Origin of the sequence: Amycolatopsis sp. NPDC006131, assembly GCF_040614175.1 — a bacterium.
GTDB classification, from domain to species: Bacteria; Actinomycetota; Actinomycetes; order Mycobacteriales; family Pseudonocardiaceae; genus Amycolatopsis_E; species Amycolatopsis_E tucumanensis.
In genome coordinates, this window is record NZ_JBEXTX010000106.1 from 1 (window position 1) to 17,298 (window position 17,298).

Below are 17,298 nucleotides of genomic sequence, written 5' to 3' on the forward strand. Positions count from 1 at the left end.
CGCTACGCCCCGATTGAGCCCTCCCGAACCCGATCTTTCAGTGTTCGGTTGCCGAGACACCGCGTCAAGGCGGGAAAGCGTGCCTTGACCCGGTGGCTCGGCAACCGATTTGGCTGGGGATCGGGTTGCGGGAGAGGGGTGGCTCGTGAGGTGAGCAGCTTGCGTTGCCGGGTGGCGGTCGTGCTGGTGGGGCTTTATGCGGCGACGTCGTTCTTGATGTCCTTGAGGACCTCCAGCAGGTGGCGGACCGCGGGCTGGTCGCGTGACCGGGTGGCCACGGCGGCGTGGATCGGGCGGATCGGTTCCGGGTTGCGGATCCGGCGGATCACCGCGCCGGGCTGGGGTGCGCCCAGGCCCAGCACCGGGACCAGGCTGATGCCGAGGCCGGCCGCGACGAAGCCCTGCGCCGTGGCGTAGTCCTCGCACTCCATCACGAAGTTCGGCACGAAACCGGCGGCCCCGCAGGCGGCCATGAGCACGTCCCGGCAGGGGCCGGGCACGCCCTCGTTGCTGATCCACGGCTCGTCGGCCAGGTCGCCCAGGTCCACGACCCGCTTGCGGGCCAGCGGGTGGCTCTTCGGCAGCGCCACGCGGTACGGGTCGTCGAACAGGTGGCACAGCTCGACACCCGGCTTCGAGTACGAGCCCGAGAACACCACGATCGCCACGTCGGCGTCCCCGTTTTCCACCTGCGGCAGCGCCTCACCAGGCTCCAGCAGCCGCAGGTCCAGCTGCACGCCGGGGTAGTCGCGGCGGATGGCCGCCACCGCGGGCGGCACCAGCGACGCGCCTGCCGTCGCGAAATAGCGGATCGCCAGGCGGCCCGTGCGGCCCGCCTTCAGGTCGGCCAGCTCGGACTCGGCCTTGGACAACTGCGCGAACACGACCTCGGCGTGCTGCGACAACAACGCGCCCGCGGGCGTGGGCCGCACCCCGCGGCCGACCCGCTCCAGCAGCGCCGTGCCGGTCTCTCGCTCCAAAGTGGACAACTGCTGGCTGATTGCGGACGGGGTGTAGCCGAGGTTCCGCGCGGCCGCGCTGATCGACCCGCTGGACACCACGGCCCGCAGCACCTGCAACCGGCGGACGTCGAGCATGCCCCGAGAATACAGTTCTGCTAACAGCAGCGTGTAGGGATTTTCGCTTGTCCTTACAGATCACCGGCGCGATCGTGAAGGCCGTGGCCGAAACGAAAACCTTGCTGCGCCTGGCCGCGCTGGCACTCATGTGGGGATCGAGCTTCCTGTGGATCAAGATCGGGCTGCAGGCGTTCACGCCGGTCCAGATCGTGCTCATCCGCACCGTCCTGGGCAGCGCCGTCCTCATCGGGCTCTGCTACGCCGCCCGCGACCGCCTCCCTGCCGGACGGCGGATCTGGAAGCACCTGCTCGTCGCCGCGCTGTTCCACAACGCGCTGCCGTTCCTGCTGTTCGCGGTCGGCGAGCAGACCGTCAGCTCGGGCGTCACCGGCGTGCTGAACGCGACCACCCCGCTGTGGACGCTGCTCATGGCCGTGCTGATGGGCGTCGAGCGGCGGCTCGACCCGCCGAAGCTCGCCGGGCTGTTCGCCGGGCTCGCCGGCACCGTGCTGATCTTCGCGCCGTGGCAGGAATCCAGCCTGCTCAGCTGGGGTGCGCTGGCCTGCGTCGCCGCCGCGGTGAGCTACGGGTTCGTCTTCGTCTACGAGGGCAAGCACCTGTCCGGCACCGGCTCGTCGCCGGTTGCGCTGGCGGGCGCGCAGATGACCGCGGCGACCGGGTTCACGCTGCTCGCGATGCCCGCCGGTGGCACCACGCCGGTGCACCTGTCCGCGGGTCCGGTGATCGCCGTGGTGATCCTCGGGGTGTTCTCCACCGGCGTCGCGTTCGCGCTGAGCTACCGGCTGCTCGCGACCGAAGGCGCGGTCGCCGCCTCCACTGTCGGCTACCTGATGCCCGTCGTGTCACTGGCGCTCGGCGCGGTCTTCCTCGGCGAGGACCTCAACCCGCGGATCCTCGCCGGGGTCGCCGTCGTGCTCGCCGGTGTCGCCCTGACCCGCGTGCGGCGCCGGGTGCTGGTTCAGACCAGCCTGCGGTCCGAGGCCCAGCGCGAGAGCTCGTAGCGGTTGGACAGCTGGGTCTTGCGCAGGACGCTGGACACGTGCGTCTCGACCGTCTTCACCGAGATGAACAGCTCCGACGCGATCTCCTTGTAGGCGTAACCCCGCGCGAGCAGGCGCAGCACGTCCCGCTCGCGCGGGGTCAGCAGGTCCAGCTCGGGGTCGCTGATCGGCGCCGAGCCCGGGCGGTCGGCGAACGCGTCCAGCACGAACCCGGCCAGCCGCGGCGAGAACACGGCGTCGCCCTCGGCGACCCGCGCGATGGCCCGCACCAGCTCCTTGGACGAGATGGTCTTGGTGACGTACCCGCGGGCGCCGGCGCGGATGACCGCGATGACGTCCTCGGCCGCGTCGGACACCGACAGCGCCAGGAACACGACGTCCGGCAGGTCGGTGCGGACCCGGCGGAGCACCTCGGCGCCACCACCGTCCGGCATGTGCACGTCGAGCAGCACGACCTGCGGCTTCGTCCGGGCGATGCCAGCGACCGCCTCGGCGACCGAACCCGCCTCGCCGACCACCCGCACCTCGTCGGTGATCGAGTCCAGTTCGGTGCGCACCCCGGCCCGGAACAACGCGTGGTCATCGACCAGGAACACGCTGATCGGGGCCTTCGGCTGCGGTGTCTCGCTCAACGCGTCCCTCCAGAATCGGCTTTCACCGGCATCTCCAGCTGCACTTCGGTCCCATCCCCCGGCGCCGTGCGCAGCCGTACCGTGCCGCCGTTGCGCTCCATCCTCCCCCGGATCGAGTCGGCGAGGCCATGCCGGTCCTCCGACACGGTCTCCGGGTCGAAGCCCTTGCCCCGGTCCCGCACGAACACGGTGACCGCCGTGGGCTCGACCTCGGCGTAGACGCTCACCTCGTCGACCCCCGCGTGCTTGGCCGCGTTGACCATCGCCTCGCGGGCCGCCAAGACCAGCGCGGTGAGCCGGTCGTCCAGCTGCGCCTCGCCCACCACGACCTGCGACACCGAGATCGCGAAGGTGTCCTCGACCTCGCCGCAAGCGTTTGCGATCGCCTGGGAGAACGCCACCGAGCGGTCCTCGCCCTTCTTCTCCGGCGTCCCGTAACCGGACGGGCCGTAGAGCCAGCCGCGCAGCTCGCGTTCCTGGCTGCGGGCCAGCCGCGCGACCTCCTTGGGCGACTCCGACTGCTTCTGGATCAGCGCCAGGGTCTGCAGCACCGAGTCGTGCAGGTGCGCGGCGATCTCCGCGCGCTCCTCAGTGCGGATGCGGGCCCGGCGCTCCTCCCCCAGGTCGCGGCCCATCCGCAGCCAGAACGGCACGGTCAGCACCGCCACCCCGACCAGCGTCGCGAGCACCGCGAGCAGCGCGAACTGCACCTGGTCGAGCGACCCGCTGCGCAGCACGACGACCCCGATGCCGGTGATCACCAGCGCGACACCGGCGAGGATCCGGATCGCGGCCGACCACCCGCCGCCGCCGAGCACCATGCCCGCGACGCCGGACCGCGCGCCGTCCCGCCAGCGGCGGCGCTGCGACTCGTCGGCCTCCCGCCACACGACCGCGGCGCCGACCAGGGCCAGCGCCAGCGGTACCGCGACCCACCCGTTGATCGCGCCGGTGATCGCCCCGCCCGCGACCAGCAGCCCGACGCCCAGGATGAGCAGACCGATGGCCTGCTGCTTCTCCCGCGGCGTGGCCGGCGTCTCGGTCTCCTCGCGGCGCCGCTGCGGCACGAACACCCACAGCAGCCCGTAGGCCACCAGCCCGGCCCCGCCGAACGCGGCCAGGATGGCGAACGTGGCGCGCACCCACAGCACCTTGATGCCGAGGTGGTCGGCCAGGCCCGAGGCGACACCCGCCACGACCCGGCTCGACCGGCGCCGATACATCTTGGGCCGCTCGTCGACCTCCGCCAGCGCGCTCCCGGCGGCAGGCACGACCGCTCCCTCGCCCGGTGGGCGCGGGAGCGGCATGCCGGTCTCGGTGCGCGGCTTCTCCTGCACGTGATCCATGGTTCTGCCATGGTCACACGGCCGCAACCACGATTCATCGGGGAAAACCCCGGGGATCGCGGCCGTCGCAAACTCAGGGTCGTTCCCCGATGTGCGCGCGGGGCCGCTGCCGCATGCTGGGCACCATGAACGACACGGCAGAGGCTCCGAAACCGCAAGGCCTGGGCGGTTTCGAGGAGACCGTGAAGGACTTCTGGGCCAGCCGGCCGCGCCGTCCCGCCAAGGGCGGCAAGATCGGCGGCGTCGCGGCGGCCATCGGCAACCGGTACGGCATCGACCCGGTGATCGTGCGGGTGGCGTTCGTGACGGCGACCGTGTTCGGCGGCGTCGGCGCTTCGCTGTACCTGCTGTGCTGGCTGCTGTTCCCGGCCGAGGGCGACGAGGTGTCGCCCATCGAGTCGCTGTTCGGCCAGGGCCGCAGCTCGATGTCCAAGCACATGACGATCGTGCTGGCCATCCTGTTCTTCCCGCTGTCCAGCTGGGCGTTCGCCGGCGGCTGGTTCGACGGGGGCGGCATCATCGGCGCGGCGATGATGGTCACCGCGCTGTACCTGCTGCACCGCGGCCGCGGGCACGTCAACCGGCCGGTGCCGGTGACCCGCGTGGCCACCGAGGTCGGACCCGCCGCGTTCTCGATGAGCGCGCCGGGCACCACCGAGCGGGCCGAGTCCGGGTGGGACCCGCTTGGCGCGGACCCGATGGCATGGGACCTGCCGGACCCGGTTCCGCCTCCGGCCCCAGCCCCGCCGCCACCGCCGCGCGCGCCGCGGCGGACGAGCAAGATCGGTGTCGCGACCTTCGGCATCGCGCTGCTGGTCGCCGGGATCGGCGCGGCCATCGGTTCGTCCGGTGAGGCGTGGTTCTCGCCGCAGCACGTCATCGGGCTGGTGCTCGGGGTGCTGGGCGTCGGGATGGTGGCCGGCGCGTTCGCCGGTGGCGGCCGCAAGCTGGCCGTGCTGGCGGTGCCGCTGTCGATCGCGGGCGTCGCGCTCACCACGGTCCCCGTCGCCGACTACTCCGGCGGGCTGGGCGACCTGCGGGCCACGCCGACGAGCGCGGCCGAGGTGCTGCCGAGCTACCAGCGCACGGCCGGGACGATGGACCTGGACCTGACCAGGCTGCCCGCGGACGTGCCGGTGACGACCGAGGTGCACCTCGGCGCGGGCGACACGACGATCCGCGTGCCGGCGACGGCGGACGTCACGTACTCCTGCGAGTCGCAGGCCGGTGACGTGAGCTGCTTCGGCCGCGAGACCAACGGGGTCGGGATCGCCCCGATCACCGGGGTGGACTACGGGATCGACGGTCCGGGCGGGCTGCAGCTGACGCTGAAGGCCGACCAGGGCGTCGGGAGCTTGGAGGTGCGCCGTGGCTGAGAACCCCTACGCCCACGACACGGAGACGCCGGCGCCGCCGGAGCGGCGGCGCGGGGTGGACGTCGTCACGCTGATCCTCGGCATCGCGACGCTGCTGGTGTCGGCCTACGTCCTGTCCGACGGCGCCTCGTGGCTGCCCTCCTTCGACCTGAAGTGGGTGCTCGCAGGCGGCGCGGTGCTCGTCGGGGTGCTGATGCTGGGCGCGTCGATGCGGGGAGGCCGGCGGGACTGACGCCGGGAGTTGCCAGGCCAAAAGGGAGCCGCGGATGTTTCCGCGGCTCCCTTTTTTCAAGCCATGATCCAGAATTCGGTCACGATCAGGGCGAGGCCGGCCAGGACCAGCGCGCAGGCGGCGGCTCCGAGCAGGCGGTGGCGACGGCCCCGGCCCGCACGCAGCTCGCCCTCCGGTTTCGCGGCGATGATGAAATCGCTGCCGTCCTCCGGCTTCCTGATGACCAGCGAGCCCGTCACGTCGCGCGCTTCACCGAGGACGTAGAGCCAGGTGCCGGGCCGGATGATCCACTCCTCGTAGTGGAAGCCGAGGGTGCCCCGGCCCCGCGGCCACTGGAGGCCGAGGAACTCGACCGTCTCGGCCCGGAAATCGGTCTGGTAGGAATCGACCGGCTTTTCCACGGCCTCCGGCCGGGCGCCGTCCGCGACCAGCTCGATCGGGCGGCGCTGCGGATCGACGAGCACGAAGCTCGACGGCGCCTGCCCTTCGGCAACCGTTTCCCAGCGCTTGCGGTGGTGCCACTTGCCGCTGCGGAACCAATAGCGCCGCCGGACGCGGTAGCTGTACCAGACGCAGGGGGTCTTGCTGAGCTCCGACGTCAGCAGTCCGCCGGCACCCGGCTGGGCGGCGCCGATCACCTCGGTGATCTTGCGGAACCCGCCCTCGGGTCGCGGCCGCGGGACCATCCGCCGCATCTGCTCCAGTTGCGCGACCGCGAGGGTGGGCGTAGCGGTCATGGCCCGGATCTGCGCGCCCGCCTTGCGCGCGCGGCGGAACAGGAACACCGCCACGACGATCAACGCGATGCCGGCCAGCGACACGCCGCCCCCAGGTCAGTCCCGGATCACTCCCACTCGATGGTGCCCGGCGGCTTGCTGGTCACGTCCAGCACGACCCGGTTGACCTCGGCGACCTCGTTGGTGATGCGGGTGGAGATGCGCTCCAGCACGTCGTAGGGCAGGCGGGTCCAGTCGGCCGTCATGGCGTCCTCGCTGGACACCGGGCGCAGCACCACGGGGTGGCCGTAGGTGCGGCCGTCGCCCTGGACGCCGACGCTGCGGACGTCCGCGAGCAGCACCACCGGGCACTGCCAGATGTCGCGGTCCAGGCCGGCCGCGGTCAGCTCCTCGCGGGCGATCGCGTCGGCGGCGCGCAGCGTCTCCAGCCGGTCCGCGGTGACCTCGCCGATGATCCGGATGCCGAGGCCGGGGCCGGGGAACGGCTGCCGGTGCACGATCGTCTCCGGCAGGCCGAGTTCCAGCCCGACGCGGCGGACCTCGTCCTTGAACAGCAGCCGCAGCGGCTCGACCAGCTCGAACTGCAGGTCGTCCGGCAGGCCGCCGACGTTGTGGTGGCTCTTGATGTTGGCCGCGCCGGTGCCGCCGCCGGACTCGACGACGTCCGGGTACAGGGTGCCCTGGACGAGGAAGCGGTAGTCGCCCTGCGCCTTGAGGTCGCGCTCGGCCTGCTCGAACACGCGGATGAACTCGCGGCCGATGATCTTGCGCTTCTGCTCCGGGTCGGTGACGCCGGCGAGGGCGTCGAGGAAGCGCTCGCGGGCGTCGACGGTCACCAGGTTCACCCCGGTGGCGGCGACGAAGTCGCGCTCGACCTGGGTGCGCTCGCCCTGGCGAAGCAAGCCGTGGTCGACGAAGACGCAGGTGAGGCGGTCACCGATCGCGCGCTGCACCAAGGCGCCCGCGACAGCGGAGTCGACCCCGCCGGACAGGGCGCAGATCGCGCGGCCCTCGTCGCCGATCTGCTCGCGGATGCGGGCGACCTGCTCCTCGACGATCGAGGCCGTGGTCCACTGCGGCTTGATGCCCGCGATCTCGTGCAGGAAGCGGCGCAGGACCTCCTGGCCGTGCGGCGAGTGCAGCACCTCGGGGTGGTACTGGACGCCGGCGATTCGGTCGTCGACGTTCTCGTAGGCGGCGACGGGGGCGCCCTCGGAGGTCGCGGTGACCTTCGCGCCGGCCGGCGGCTTGGTGACGCTGTCGCCGTGGCTCATCCACACCTGGTGCCGTTCGGGCAGCTCGCGGTGCAGGATGCCGCCGTCGGCCGGGATGTGCACCTCGGTGCGGCCGTACTCGCGGTTGCCGGTGGCCTCGACGGTGCCGCCGAGCGCCTGGGCGAGGACCTGGAAGCCGTAGCAGATGCCGAAGATCGGGACGCCGGACTTGGCGAGCTCGGGGTCCATGCCCGGCGCGTCCGGCGAGTAGGCGCTGGCGGGGCCGCCGGACAGGACGATCGCCGAGGGGTTCTTCGCGAGGATCTCGTCGCGCGTGGCGGTGTGCGGCACCACCTCGGAGTAGACCTGCGCCTCGCGGACACGGCGGGCGATCAGCTGCGCGTACTGCGCGCCGAAGTCGACGACGAGCACCGGACCGCTCGGATTGGACACCGGACCTCCATCAGGACGACGTGTGTCTTCCATCGTCCCAGGTGGGCTGGGTCACGTGCGCCCGGGGACGTGGTAACGACGAAGGCCCCGGACGCGTGGCCCGGGGCCTGTCTGACGTGTGGGTGGCCGGCACGGCGGTCGCCTCTCGGCGAAAGGTCCGAACAGGGCTCCGGCTCGCACCGGTGTTCCCTGACGGCGATATAGGTGAGGCCCGGGGGACACGGACCGCACCGACCACTCGCTACAACACGGGCGGGCACTGCGGAATTCCCGCCCCGCTCCCCCTGCGAACCGCGGGGAAAGCTGGGTGGCCGGCACGGCGGTCGCCTCTCGGCGAAAGGTCCGAACAGGGCTCCGGCTCGCACCGGTGTTCCCTGACGGCGATACAGGTGAGGCCCGGGGGACACGGACCGCACCGACCAGCTCGTACAACAGGGGTGGTGCGCCGGGTATTCCGTAACGCACCGCTCGCCGCACACGATCTTGGGGCGTGGCTGACCCCGCCGAGAGTGACCTCCGGTCCGTCCTGCGCGGGTGCCTGGGTGGGCTGGCCTGGGGGACGCTGCACATCGCCCTCGGGATCGCCTGGCTCCTGGCGAGCGAACAGGCCGTGGGCTGGTACCTCACCGCCTGCGGCGCCGACCACCTCGAACCCTCAGCGGGGATGGGCCTCCTGATCATCATGGTTCCGAAGCTGATCCTGTTCGCTGGCTACTCCGCCGCGGCCTGCTCGATCCTCGTGTGGGTCACCCGGCGATGGACGTCCCGAAGCCTCGCCCTGGTGGCCGCCCTCGCCGGGGCGGCCGTGCTCACCTGGGGCTTCTGGCTCTGGGAGATCAACTGGGTCGTCCGGCCCAGCCTGGAGAACCCGTCCTGCTGAGATCACCCGATCGGGGCGATGCTCGCGGCGCGCGTGGAACGTGAAACCACCTTTCGTGCGGCGCTCTAAGTTTGTCGGCATGGACACCATCACGCCGGAACCGCGGCCGGCTTGGATCGCCGGCCGGGCGGAGCAGGGGACGGCCACCCTGGACGTGCACCACCCCTTCGACGGCAGCGACGTGGCGACCGTCGCCGTGCCGGGGCCGGATCAGGTCGAGCGTGCGGTGGCCGCCGCGGTCGCCGTCGCGCCTGCGCTTCGCCGGACACCGGCCCACGTCCGGGCCGCCGCCCTCGATCACACCTCCAGGCAACTCGCCGCGCGCGCCGAGGAGCTCGCCGAACTCATCACCGCCGAGAACGGCAAACCCCTGAAGTGGGCGGAAGCCGAAGTGCGCCGCGCGGTCTCGGTCTTCCGCATCGCCGCCGAGGAGGCCCGCCGCTTCTCCGGCGACCTCCAGCGCCTGGACACCGACGCCGCGGGCGAGAACCGCCTCGCCATGGTCCGCCGCGTGCCCCGCGGCCCGGTCCTCGGCATCGCGCCGTTCAACTTCCCGCTCAACCTCGTCGCCCACAAGGTCGCCCCCGCGCTGGCCGTCGGCGCGCCGATCATCGTCAAGCCCGCCCCGCGCACCCCGCTGTCCGCGCTGGTCCTCGGCGAGATCCTGGCCGAGACCGACCTCCCGGAAGGCGCGTTCTCGGTCCTCCCGCTCGGCAACGAGGACACCGCGAAACTGGTCGCCGACCCGCGCCTGCCGGTCGTGTCGTTCACCGGCTCCGGCCCGGTCGGCTGGTCGCTGGCCGACGCCGCGCCACGCAAGCACGTCGTCCTGGAGCTGGGCGGCAACGCGGCCGCGGTCGTGCTCGGCGACTGGACGGACCTGACCGGCGCCGCGCAGCGCATCGCGACCTTCGGCAACTACCAGGCCGGCCAGTCGTGCATCGCGGTGCAGCGCGTCATCGTCGAGCGCTCGGTTGCCGACGAGTTCATCCCCGCGCTCGCCGAAGCGATCGCCGCGCAGCGGACCGGCGACCCGTACGACTCAAGCGTGGACGTCGGCCCGGTCGTCGACGAGGCGGCCGCGGAGCGGATCGTCGCCTGGGTCGACGAGGCCGTCGCCGCGGGCGCGAAGCTGCTGGCAGGCGGCTCGCGCCAGGGCGCGACCGTCGAACCGACGCTGCTCACCAGCGTGCCCGCCGAGACGAAGGCGTGGTCCGAGGAGATCTTCGGCCCGGTCCTCGCCGTGTCCGTGGTCGAGAACGCCGACGAGGCCTTCGCCGCGGTCAACGCCTCCGCCTACGGGCTGCAGGCCGGCGTCTTCACCCGCGACGTCCGCCTCGCGTTCCGCGCCTCCGCCGAGCTCGAGGTCGGCGGCGTGATCATCGGCGACGTGCCGTCCTACCGCGCGGACCAAATGCCCTACGGCGGTGTGAAGGGCTCCGGGGTGGGCCGCGAAGGCGTGCTCGCCGCCATGCACGACCTCACCGAGGAGCGGGTCACCGTGTTCGCCGGGATCGACCTGTAGACACCAGCGGCAGTCGGAGGGCGGCCGGCGCGTCGGCCGGGACCGCCGGGTTCTTCGGCGGGACCGGCTTGATCCGCCGGTAGCCCTTCGACTGCTCCGGCCGCTTGTCGGCCTCGCCCTTGTTGGGCCAGAACGAGAACGCCCGCTCGGCCTGGGCGGTGATGGTCAGCGACGGGTTCACGCCCAGGTTCGCCGTGATCGCCGTGCCGTCCACGATGGACAGTCCGGGGTAGCCGAACACGCGGTGGTACGGGTCGATCACGCCGTCCTCGGCGCTGGTGCCGATCGGCGCGCCGCCGATGAAGTGCGCGGTGAGCGGGATGTCGAACACCTCTCCCCAGGTGCCGCCCGCGGTGCCGTCGATGTGCTTCGCGGTCAGCTCGTTGGCCTGGTGCCCGGCCGGGATGAACGTCGGGTTCGGCTCGCCGTGCCCCTGCTTGGACGTGTACTTGCGCCGCCCGAACAGGCCCCGCCTGGTGTAGGTGGTGATCGAGTTGTCCAGGCTCTGCATCACCAGCAGGATCACGGTCCGCTCGCTCCACCGGTAGCCGTTGAGCAGCTTCGCGCTCTGCACCGGGTGCTTGACCAGGAACCGCACCGCCTGCAGCCAGCGCGGCGTCGGCACCGACCCGTCGGTCGCGATCGTCTGCAGCAGGCTCATCGCGTTGCTGCCCTTGCCGTAGCGCACCGGCTCGATGTGCGTCGACTCGTCGGGGTGGAACGACGACGTGATCGCCACGCCGCGGCTGAAGTCCCGCTCCGGGTCCACGGTGGGGCGGCCCGCGCCGATGATGGCCTCGGAGTTGGTGCGGGTCAGCTCGCCCAGCCGCGGCGACAGGCGGGGCAGCGTGCCCTGGTCGCGCATCTCGTGCAGCAGCCGTTGCGTGCCCCAGGTGCCCGCGGCGAGCACGACCTGGCCCGCGGTGAGCGTGGAGCGGAACCGCTTCGACCTGGTGCCGGTCTTGCGGACGTCGACCTCGAACGAGCCGTCCCCGCGCGGGCGGACGGCGGTGACCGTGGTGAGCGGGATGACCTGCGCGCCGCCCTGTTCGGCGAGGTAGAGGTAGTTCTTGACCAGCGTGTTCTTCGCGCCGACGCGGCAGCCGGTCATGCACGAGCCGCATTCGGTGCAGCCCGTCCGCTCCGGCCCGGCCCCGCCGAAGTACGGGTCCGGCACGCGCTCGCCCGGCTTGTCGAAGAACACCCCGACGGGCGTCGGGTGGTAGCTGTCGGCGACGCCCATGTCGGCGGCGACCTTCTGGATGACCTCGTCCGACGGCGTGACGCTCGGGTTCGTGACCACCCCGAGCATCCGGCTCGCCTGGTCGTAGTAGGGCGCGAGCTCGGACTCCCAGTCGGTGATGTGCGCCCACTGCTTGTCCTGGTAGAACGGCTTGAGCGGCCGGTACAGCGTGTTGGCGTACACCAGCGACCCGCCGCCGACACCCGCGCCGGCCAGGATCATCACGTCGCGGAGCAGGTGGATGCGCTGGATGCCGAAGCAGCCGAGCGCGGGCGCCCACAGGTAGCGCTTGAGGTCCCAGGACGTCTTGGCGAACTCGTCGTCGGCGAACCGGCGGCCCGCCTCGACGACGGCCACCCGGTAGCCCTTTTCGGTCAGCCGGAGCGCGGCGACGCTGCCGCCGAACCCCGATCCGACCACGATGACGTCATAGTCAGCCGCATTGCTGTTACGCGTGGTCACAGGTAAAGCGTAACCACCACCACAGGGTTCTGACCAGTAGTAGGTTACCGATCAGTTCGGGCAACCTCTTCGCCGCGCGTAACGTATTTCCCCCATCGGAGTGATTATCGTTGTAAATCACATCACACATCTGGGGAGATGACTTGTCGTTGCCGCCTTCGCTCGCCCGGGTCCGCCGGCTGATCACCGACGGCTCCTGCGCGGTGCTGTCGCTGGATGTCTTCGACACCATCCTGTGGCGGCGCACGCCCAGGCCCACCGACGTGTTCGCCGTGCTGGGGGCGCGGCTCGTGCGGGACGGCCGGTGCCCGGACTGGGTCACGCCCGCCGCGTTCCGGCGCATGCGGATCGTCGCCGAACAGCGGGCGCGCCGGAGCGAGGAGGCGCTGGGCACCGAGGTGTCGCTGTTCGACATCTGGCAGCACATGCCGCTGCGGATCTTCGGCGCCGAGCTGCCCGAGCTGGTCCGCGCCGAGGTGACCTGCGAGCGCGACTTCACGGTGCCCGACCTGGACATCGCCGAACTGGTCGAACTGGCCGCGAAGCACCACGTGCCGACGGTGCTGGTGTCGGACACCTACTTCACCGAGGAACACCTCGCCGAGCTGCTCGACCGGCCGGGGCTGGGCGCGCTGCGCGAGGCCCGGGTCTTCCGCTCGCACCAGCACGGGCTCGACAAGGCGTCCGGGCTGTGGGAGATCGTCCTGGACAACCTCGGCGTGCACCCCGAGCAGGTCGTGCACATCGGGGACAACGCGGTCGCCGACATCGAGGTGCCGCAGGAGCTGGGCGTCCGGACCGTCTACTACGAGCGGCTCGACGAGGAGTTCCTCGCGGTGCTGGAGCGGGAGCGCGAGCCGCTCGGCCTGGAGGACCCGCTCGGCGAGCACCTCGACACCGACCAGGGCGACTACGGCATCACCAGCCTGCGCGCGAAGACGCTCCAGCGGGTGGACCAGGCGGCCCAGACCCCGGTCCGCACGGCCTGGCGGTACGGCGCGTCGGTGCTCGGCCCCGTGCTGACCGGATTCGCCGAGTGGGTCGCGTTGCGCGCCCACCAGTCCGGGATCCCGGTGCTGTGGTGCCCGATGCGCGAGGGCACCCTGCTCTCCGCGCTGATCAACAACGCCGCGCAGGCCCGCGGCTGGAACGTCGAGGCGCGGCCGGTCTGGCTGTCCCGGCACGTCACCTCGCTGGCCGCGCTCGACCCGGCCGACCCGGACTCGCTGCGCCAGTTCATCCAGCAGCGCCACGGCCTCACCGTCCGCCAGCTGATGCAGGCCCTGTACCTGCGCCCCGGTGACGTGCCGCCGCTGGCCGAGGCGCTGGACACCGTCCTGGACAACGACCGGGAGATCGACCTGGTCACCGACGTGCTCACCGAGACCGCCCACCTGCGCAACCGGCTGGCCGTCACGGTCACCCGCATCCGCGAGCGCGTGCTGGGCGAGCTGCGCCGGGCCGGGATGCTCGACGTGCCCGAGCCCGCGCTGGTCGACCTGGGCTGGGGCGGGACCATCCAGTACTACCTGGGCAGGCTGCTCGACGTGGCCGGCGCCGGCGTCCGCCCGGCCGGCTTCTACCTCGCCACCGACGACCGGTCGGTGCGCGTGTACCGGGCCGGGCTGCGCATCGAGAGCTACCTCAGCCAGGGCGGGCAGCCGCCCGAGATCGCCCGGACCATCAGCCGCAGCCCCGAGGTGCTGGAGCAGTCGGTCAACGACTTCTGCGGCTCGCTGCTGGACTTCGCCGACGACGGCTCCCCCGTGCTCGGCCCGGCCTCCGACGGCGAGGCCCAGCTGGCGCAGCGGCGCGCGGTCCAGGACGGCATCCGCGAGTTCCAGGCCCAGTGGTACCGCTACGCCGACGGCGGCTGGCCGGACCTGACCGGCACCGCGCGGCACCGGCTGGCGAACATCCTGGTGTCCGCGCTGAAGGCGCCGACGGCCGCCGAAGCCGCGGTGTTCGGCAACTGGGCGCACGAGGACAACTTCGGGTCCGCGCTGATCACCCGGGTCGTGCCGGAGGACCTGCTGCCCGCGATCCCCTACCTCTCTCCCGCCGACCTGGCCGATCTGGAGATGCGCGACGCGTTCTGGCCGGCCCTGGTCGCGGCATCGGACACCCGGCTGGCCGCGGGCGCCCGCGCGCTGGCGGAAAGACAGGTGGACGCGGACCTGTTCGAGCCGTCCGACGATCCGGCCGAGACCCGGCTGAGCTTCCGCACCGGCGACGGCGAATGGCACGACGGCCCGCGCCGCCGGGTGCGGATCAACCACAACGGGCTTTCGTTCGCACGCCTGGACTTCCGCTCCGCCGACGTCACCGACGTGGCTCTCGCGGTGCCGGGGCGGCCCGCGCTGGTGCGGATCGACTGGGTCGAGGTCAAGGCGATCGTGCCCGGTCAGAGCGTGCCGCGGGTCGAGCGCTGGGAACACCCCGCCGACTTCGCCGGGCTGATCCACGCCGCGTGCCGGTGGCTGGGCGGCACCCTGTTCGAGTTCGAGGCCGACGAGGGCGCGGTGTGGTTCCCGGTCGCCGCCCGCTTCGGTGCGCCGGTGACGTCCGGGCAGGTGACGATCGCGTTCGCGGTGCTGCCGAAGTCCCGGACCGGGCTCGGCGCCCACCCGCCGTCAGCGCCCCGGCTGACCCGGATGCGCAGCCGGGTGCGCGAGGAGATCCGCACGCACGGACCGGTCGGCCTGGCCACGTCGGCGGCGCGCATCGCCGTACGGCAGCTGCGGAGCGGCAAGTGAACGACTACGGCACCCGCACCGACCCGCACGCCCAGGCACGCGCGGCCCGCCAGACGCCCCTGCTGCTGCACTCGCTGTCCTGCTTCCGGGAGGTCTTCGAGGTCGTCTACGCGCACCGCCCGATCTCCACGGTGGTCGAGGTCGGCGTCGAGTCCGGGCAGGTCAGCGGCATCTACACCGAACTCGGCGCCCGCGCGGTGTACTGCGTCGACCCGGCCCCGACCGAGTCGCTGCGCGCGGCGATCGCCGGGAACCCGGCGCTGCACCTGGTCGAGGAGCGCTCGCCGGACGTGCTGCCCGACCTCCCTGTCGCGGACCTCTACGTCCTGGACGGCGACCACAACTACGCGACCGTGCGCGCCGAGCTGGCCTGGGTGCTGGCGAACGCGCCGGACGCGGTCACGGTGCTGCACGACGTGCTGTGGCCGTGCTCGCGGCGAGACCAGTACTACCTGCCGTCCCGGCTGCGCCCCGAGGACCGGCATCCGTCCAGTTCGGAGGGTCCGACCGTGTGGCACGACGAGCTGACCCGAGCCGGTTTCGTCGGCCTCGGGGCGTTCACGTGCGCGCAGGAGGCGGGCGGTGAGCGCAACGGCGTGCTCACCGCGGTCGAGGACGCGCTGACCGAGGGCTGGCAGCTCGCGATCATCCCGGCGATCTTCGGCGTCGGCGTGGTGACCCGGGACGAGGCGCTGCTCGACGCGCTGCGGCCGTACCGCGACTCGCGGCTCCTCTACACCTTGGAGAACAACCGCATCGCCCTCTACACCCGGTTGCTGCAGCTGCAGTTCGACGCGGTGGCGCACGCGGAGAACGCGGACGCGATGGCGGAGACGATCGCCGGCCAGCGGCGTGAGCTCGACCGGCTCGCGACAGAGGCCGCGGACCTGCGTGCCGAGGCCGACGAGCTGCGCAGGCAGAACGAACGGCTGCGGGCGCAGCTCGACGAGCGTCCCGCGACGCTGGCCGACCGCGTCCTGCGACGCCAGTGAACCGGACCCGCACCGCGACGGTCGCGGCGAGCGTGGCCTGGGTGCTGGCGGCGACCTGGCTGCAGCTCATGCGGGGGCCCGGGCTGCGTGCCTACGACGTGGTGTGGGCGGAGGACGGCGGCGTCTTCCTGAACCAGGCGATGCGGCATTCCTTGTGGCACAACCTGGTCACGCCGCACGCCGGGTACCTGCAGGTGGTCGCGAAGCTGGTGGTGGAGCCGGTCGCGGCGCTGCCGCTGGCGTGGGCGGCGGCCGTGCTGGCCACGGGAGCGGCGCTGGTGGTCGCGTCGATCTCGCTGCTGGTGTGGTTCCACAGTGGACGGATTCTGCGGTCGGCGTGGGCACGGGTGCTGGTGACGGCGATCGTGCCGCTGCTGCCGCAGGCCGGGTTCGAGGTGAACGCGGCGGTCAACGACCTGCACTGGTACCTGGCCTACGCGGCGTTCTGGGTGCTGCTCGCGCCACCGCGGTCGGTGGCCGGGCAGGTGGGTTCGGCCGCGGTGGTGGCGCTCGCGGCACTGTCCGATCCGCTGACCGCGCTCGTGCTGCCGGCCGCGATCGTCGGGATCGTGCGGTCGCCGCGGCGGCTGCTCGCGTGCGTCGCACCCGCGGTGATGCTGGTGGCGCTGGCCGTGCAGGGCTGGGTGCACCTGACCCGCGCGGCCGGGTACCGGGCGAGCGAGACGGTGCTGGGCGAGCTGCCGTCGATCTACGGGCTGCGGGTGCTGCTGAGCGCGCTGACCGGGGACCGGTTGCTGGGCCCGGTGTACCAGTGGGCCGGGCTGGTGCTGGTCGCTGTCGTCGGTGCGGTGGCGGCGGTGGTGGCGGGTGTGCTGCTGTGGCGCGCCGATCGGGTGGCGCGGCAGGTCGCGGCGGTCGGTCTGGTGTGCTCGGTGGCGTACCTGGTGGTGCCGGTCGGGTTGCGCGGCACGGGCGGGTTCCTGGAGCGCGCGGAGTTCTCGCTGAACGGGTCGCGCTACACGATCGTGCCGCTGCTGTTGTTGTGGGTCGCGGTGGCGGCGCTGCTGGACCGGCTGCGGCCGCGAACGGTGGTCGGCGGGGCGGTCGCGGTGTTCCTCGGCGTGCAGGTGCTGAGCGACTGGGCGGCTTCGAGCGTGCGCACGGGCGGTCCGTCGTGGCGTGCTTCGGTGGCCGAGGCGCGGGCCGCGTGCGCGGCGCCCGTCCGTCCCCCGCAGCCGGTGCCGCTGGTGGCCGAGGAGGACGGCCGCTACGCCGTGCCGATCGTCCCCGGCCCCGACGAGGTCACGATCGTCGTCGCGCCGGTGCCGCCGCCCGGCGAGCCGCTGCTGTTCGCGGTGGTGGCGCCGTGCGCGGAGTTGCGGGGCTGA

Annotated in this window: 14 protein-coding genes; 8 read left to right on the plus strand and 6 right to left on the minus strand. The window is 72.3% G+C overall.

The features are described from left to right. Positions 1 to 194: 194 nt before the first annotated feature. Positions 195 to 1,097 carry a LysR family transcriptional regulator gene (locus tag ABZ215_RS35305; protein ID WP_020420057.1) on the minus strand — a complete coding sequence of 301 codons (903 nt, stop codon included), beginning with the start codon at positions 1,095 to 1,097 and terminating at the stop codon, positions 195 to 197. 83 nt (positions 1,098 to 1,180) lie between these two features. Between ABZ215_RS35305 and ABZ215_RS35310 the strand changes: the two genes are divergently transcribed. Then, positions 1,181 to 2,101, plus strand: a complete 921-nt coding sequence (locus tag ABZ215_RS35310) for a DMT family transporter (protein ID WP_354954715.1) — start codon at positions 1,181 to 1,183, stop codon at positions 2,099 to 2,101. Here ABZ215_RS35310 and ABZ215_RS35315 read toward each other — a convergent pair. Together ABZ215_RS35315 and ABZ215_RS35320 are read right to left on the minus strand one after the other, a co-directional pair. After that, a complete protein-coding gene (locus ABZ215_RS35315) occupies positions 2,059 to 2,733 on the minus strand; it encodes a response regulator transcription factor (protein ID WP_020420055.1) in 675 nt (224 codons plus the stop codon). The genes ABZ215_RS35310 and ABZ215_RS35315 overlap by 43 nt on opposite strands. After that, positions 2,730 to 4,079, minus strand: a complete 1,350-nt coding sequence (locus tag ABZ215_RS35320) for an ATP-binding protein (protein WP_020420054.1) — start codon at positions 4,077 to 4,079, stop codon at positions 2,730 to 2,732. Before ABZ215_RS35320 ends, ABZ215_RS35315 begins: the two co-directional genes overlap by 4 nt. A gap of 113 nt (positions 4,080 to 4,192) precedes the next feature. Between ABZ215_RS35320 and ABZ215_RS35325 the strand changes: the two genes are divergently transcribed. Both ABZ215_RS35325 and ABZ215_RS35330 read left to right on the plus strand, forming a co-directional pair. Beyond that, on the plus strand, positions 4,193 to 5,455 hold the full coding sequence (locus tag ABZ215_RS35325; RefSeq protein ID WP_020420053.1) for a PspC domain-containing protein: 1,263 nt from the start codon (positions 4,193 to 4,195) through the stop codon (positions 5,453 to 5,455). After that, a complete protein-coding gene (locus ABZ215_RS35330) occupies positions 5,448 to 5,687 on the plus strand; it encodes a hypothetical protein (protein ID WP_020420052.1) in 240 nt (79 codons plus the stop codon). The genes ABZ215_RS35325 and ABZ215_RS35330 overlap by 8 nt, the downstream gene beginning before the upstream one ends. 56 nt (positions 5,688 to 5,743) lie before the next feature. Here the strand turns inward: ABZ215_RS35330 and ABZ215_RS35335 are convergent, their stop codons facing one another. Next, complete coding sequence (locus ABZ215_RS35335) at positions 5,744 to 6,508, minus strand: GIDE domain-containing protein (protein WP_354954717.1); 765 nt, start codon at positions 6,506 to 6,508, stop codon at positions 5,744 to 5,746. 23 nt (positions 6,509 to 6,531) lie between these two features. Continuing rightward, entirely contained in the window at positions 6,532 to 8,091 is a 1,560-nt protein-coding gene (gene guaA / locus ABZ215_RS35340) for a glutamine-hydrolyzing GMP synthase (RefSeq protein ID WP_354954719.1), read from the minus strand. A gap of 490 nt (positions 8,092 to 8,581) precedes the next feature. Between guaA and ABZ215_RS35345 the strand changes: the two genes are divergently transcribed. Both ABZ215_RS35345 and ABZ215_RS35350 read left to right on the plus strand, forming a co-directional pair. Continuing rightward, positions 8,582 to 8,971, plus strand: coding sequence for a hypothetical protein (locus tag ABZ215_RS35345; RefSeq protein ID WP_020420049.1), 390 nt, complete (start codon positions 8,582 to 8,584; stop codon positions 8,969 to 8,971). A 79-nt stretch (positions 8,972 to 9,050) separates the two neighbouring features. After that, positions 9,051 to 10,496: an aldehyde dehydrogenase family protein gene (locus ABZ215_RS35350; protein ID WP_354954721.1), complete on the plus strand. Its 1,446-nt coding sequence runs from the start codon at positions 9,051 to 9,053 to the stop codon at positions 10,494 to 10,496. Here ABZ215_RS35350 and ABZ215_RS35355 read toward each other — a convergent pair. Then, on the minus strand, positions 10,468 to 12,201 hold the full coding sequence (locus ABZ215_RS35355; RefSeq protein ID WP_354954723.1) for a GMC family oxidoreductase: 1,734 nt from the start codon (positions 12,199 to 12,201) through the stop codon (positions 10,468 to 10,470). The genes ABZ215_RS35350 and ABZ215_RS35355 overlap by 29 nt on opposite strands. A gap of 143 nt (positions 12,202 to 12,344) precedes the next feature. Between ABZ215_RS35355 and ABZ215_RS35360 the strand changes: the two genes are divergently transcribed. The 3 genes from ABZ215_RS35360 to ABZ215_RS35370 are packed head-to-tail and all read left to right on the plus strand — an operon-like array spanning position 12,345 to position 17,298. Beyond that, entirely contained in the window at positions 12,345 to 14,957 is a 2,613-nt protein-coding gene (locus ABZ215_RS35360; protein ID WP_354954725.1) for an HAD family hydrolase, read from the plus strand. Beyond that, positions 14,954 to 15,949, plus strand: coding sequence for a class I SAM-dependent methyltransferase (locus tag ABZ215_RS35365; RefSeq protein WP_354954727.1), 996 nt, complete (start codon positions 14,954 to 14,956; stop codon positions 15,947 to 15,949). Before ABZ215_RS35360 ends, ABZ215_RS35365 begins: the two co-directional genes overlap by 4 nt. Continuing rightward, positions 15,946 to 17,298 (plus strand): glucosyltransferase, encoded by a 1,353-nt coding sequence (locus tag ABZ215_RS35370; protein ID WP_354954729.1) that lies wholly within the window; start codon positions 15,946 to 15,948, stop codon positions 17,296 to 17,298. Before ABZ215_RS35365 ends, ABZ215_RS35370 begins: the two co-directional genes overlap by 4 nt.

Excerpts from the sequence above, each read along its gene's own strand:
- ABZ215_RS35305 (WP_020420057.1), bottom strand. The coding sequence starts at position 1,097 with ATGCTCGACGTCCGCCGGTTGCAGGTGCTGCGGGCCGTGGTGTCCAGC.
- ABZ215_RS35320 (WP_020420054.1), bottom strand. The coding sequence starts at position 4,079 with ATGGATCACGTGCAGGAGAAGCCGCGCACCGAGACCGGCATGCCGCTC.
- ABZ215_RS35325 (WP_020420053.1), top strand. The coding sequence starts at position 4,193 with ATGCTGGGCACCATGAACGACACGGCAGAGGCTCCGAAACCGCAAGGC.
- ABZ215_RS35350 (WP_354954721.1), top strand. The coding sequence starts at position 9,051 with ATGGACACCATCACGCCGGAACCGCGGCCGGCTTGGATCGCCGGCCGG.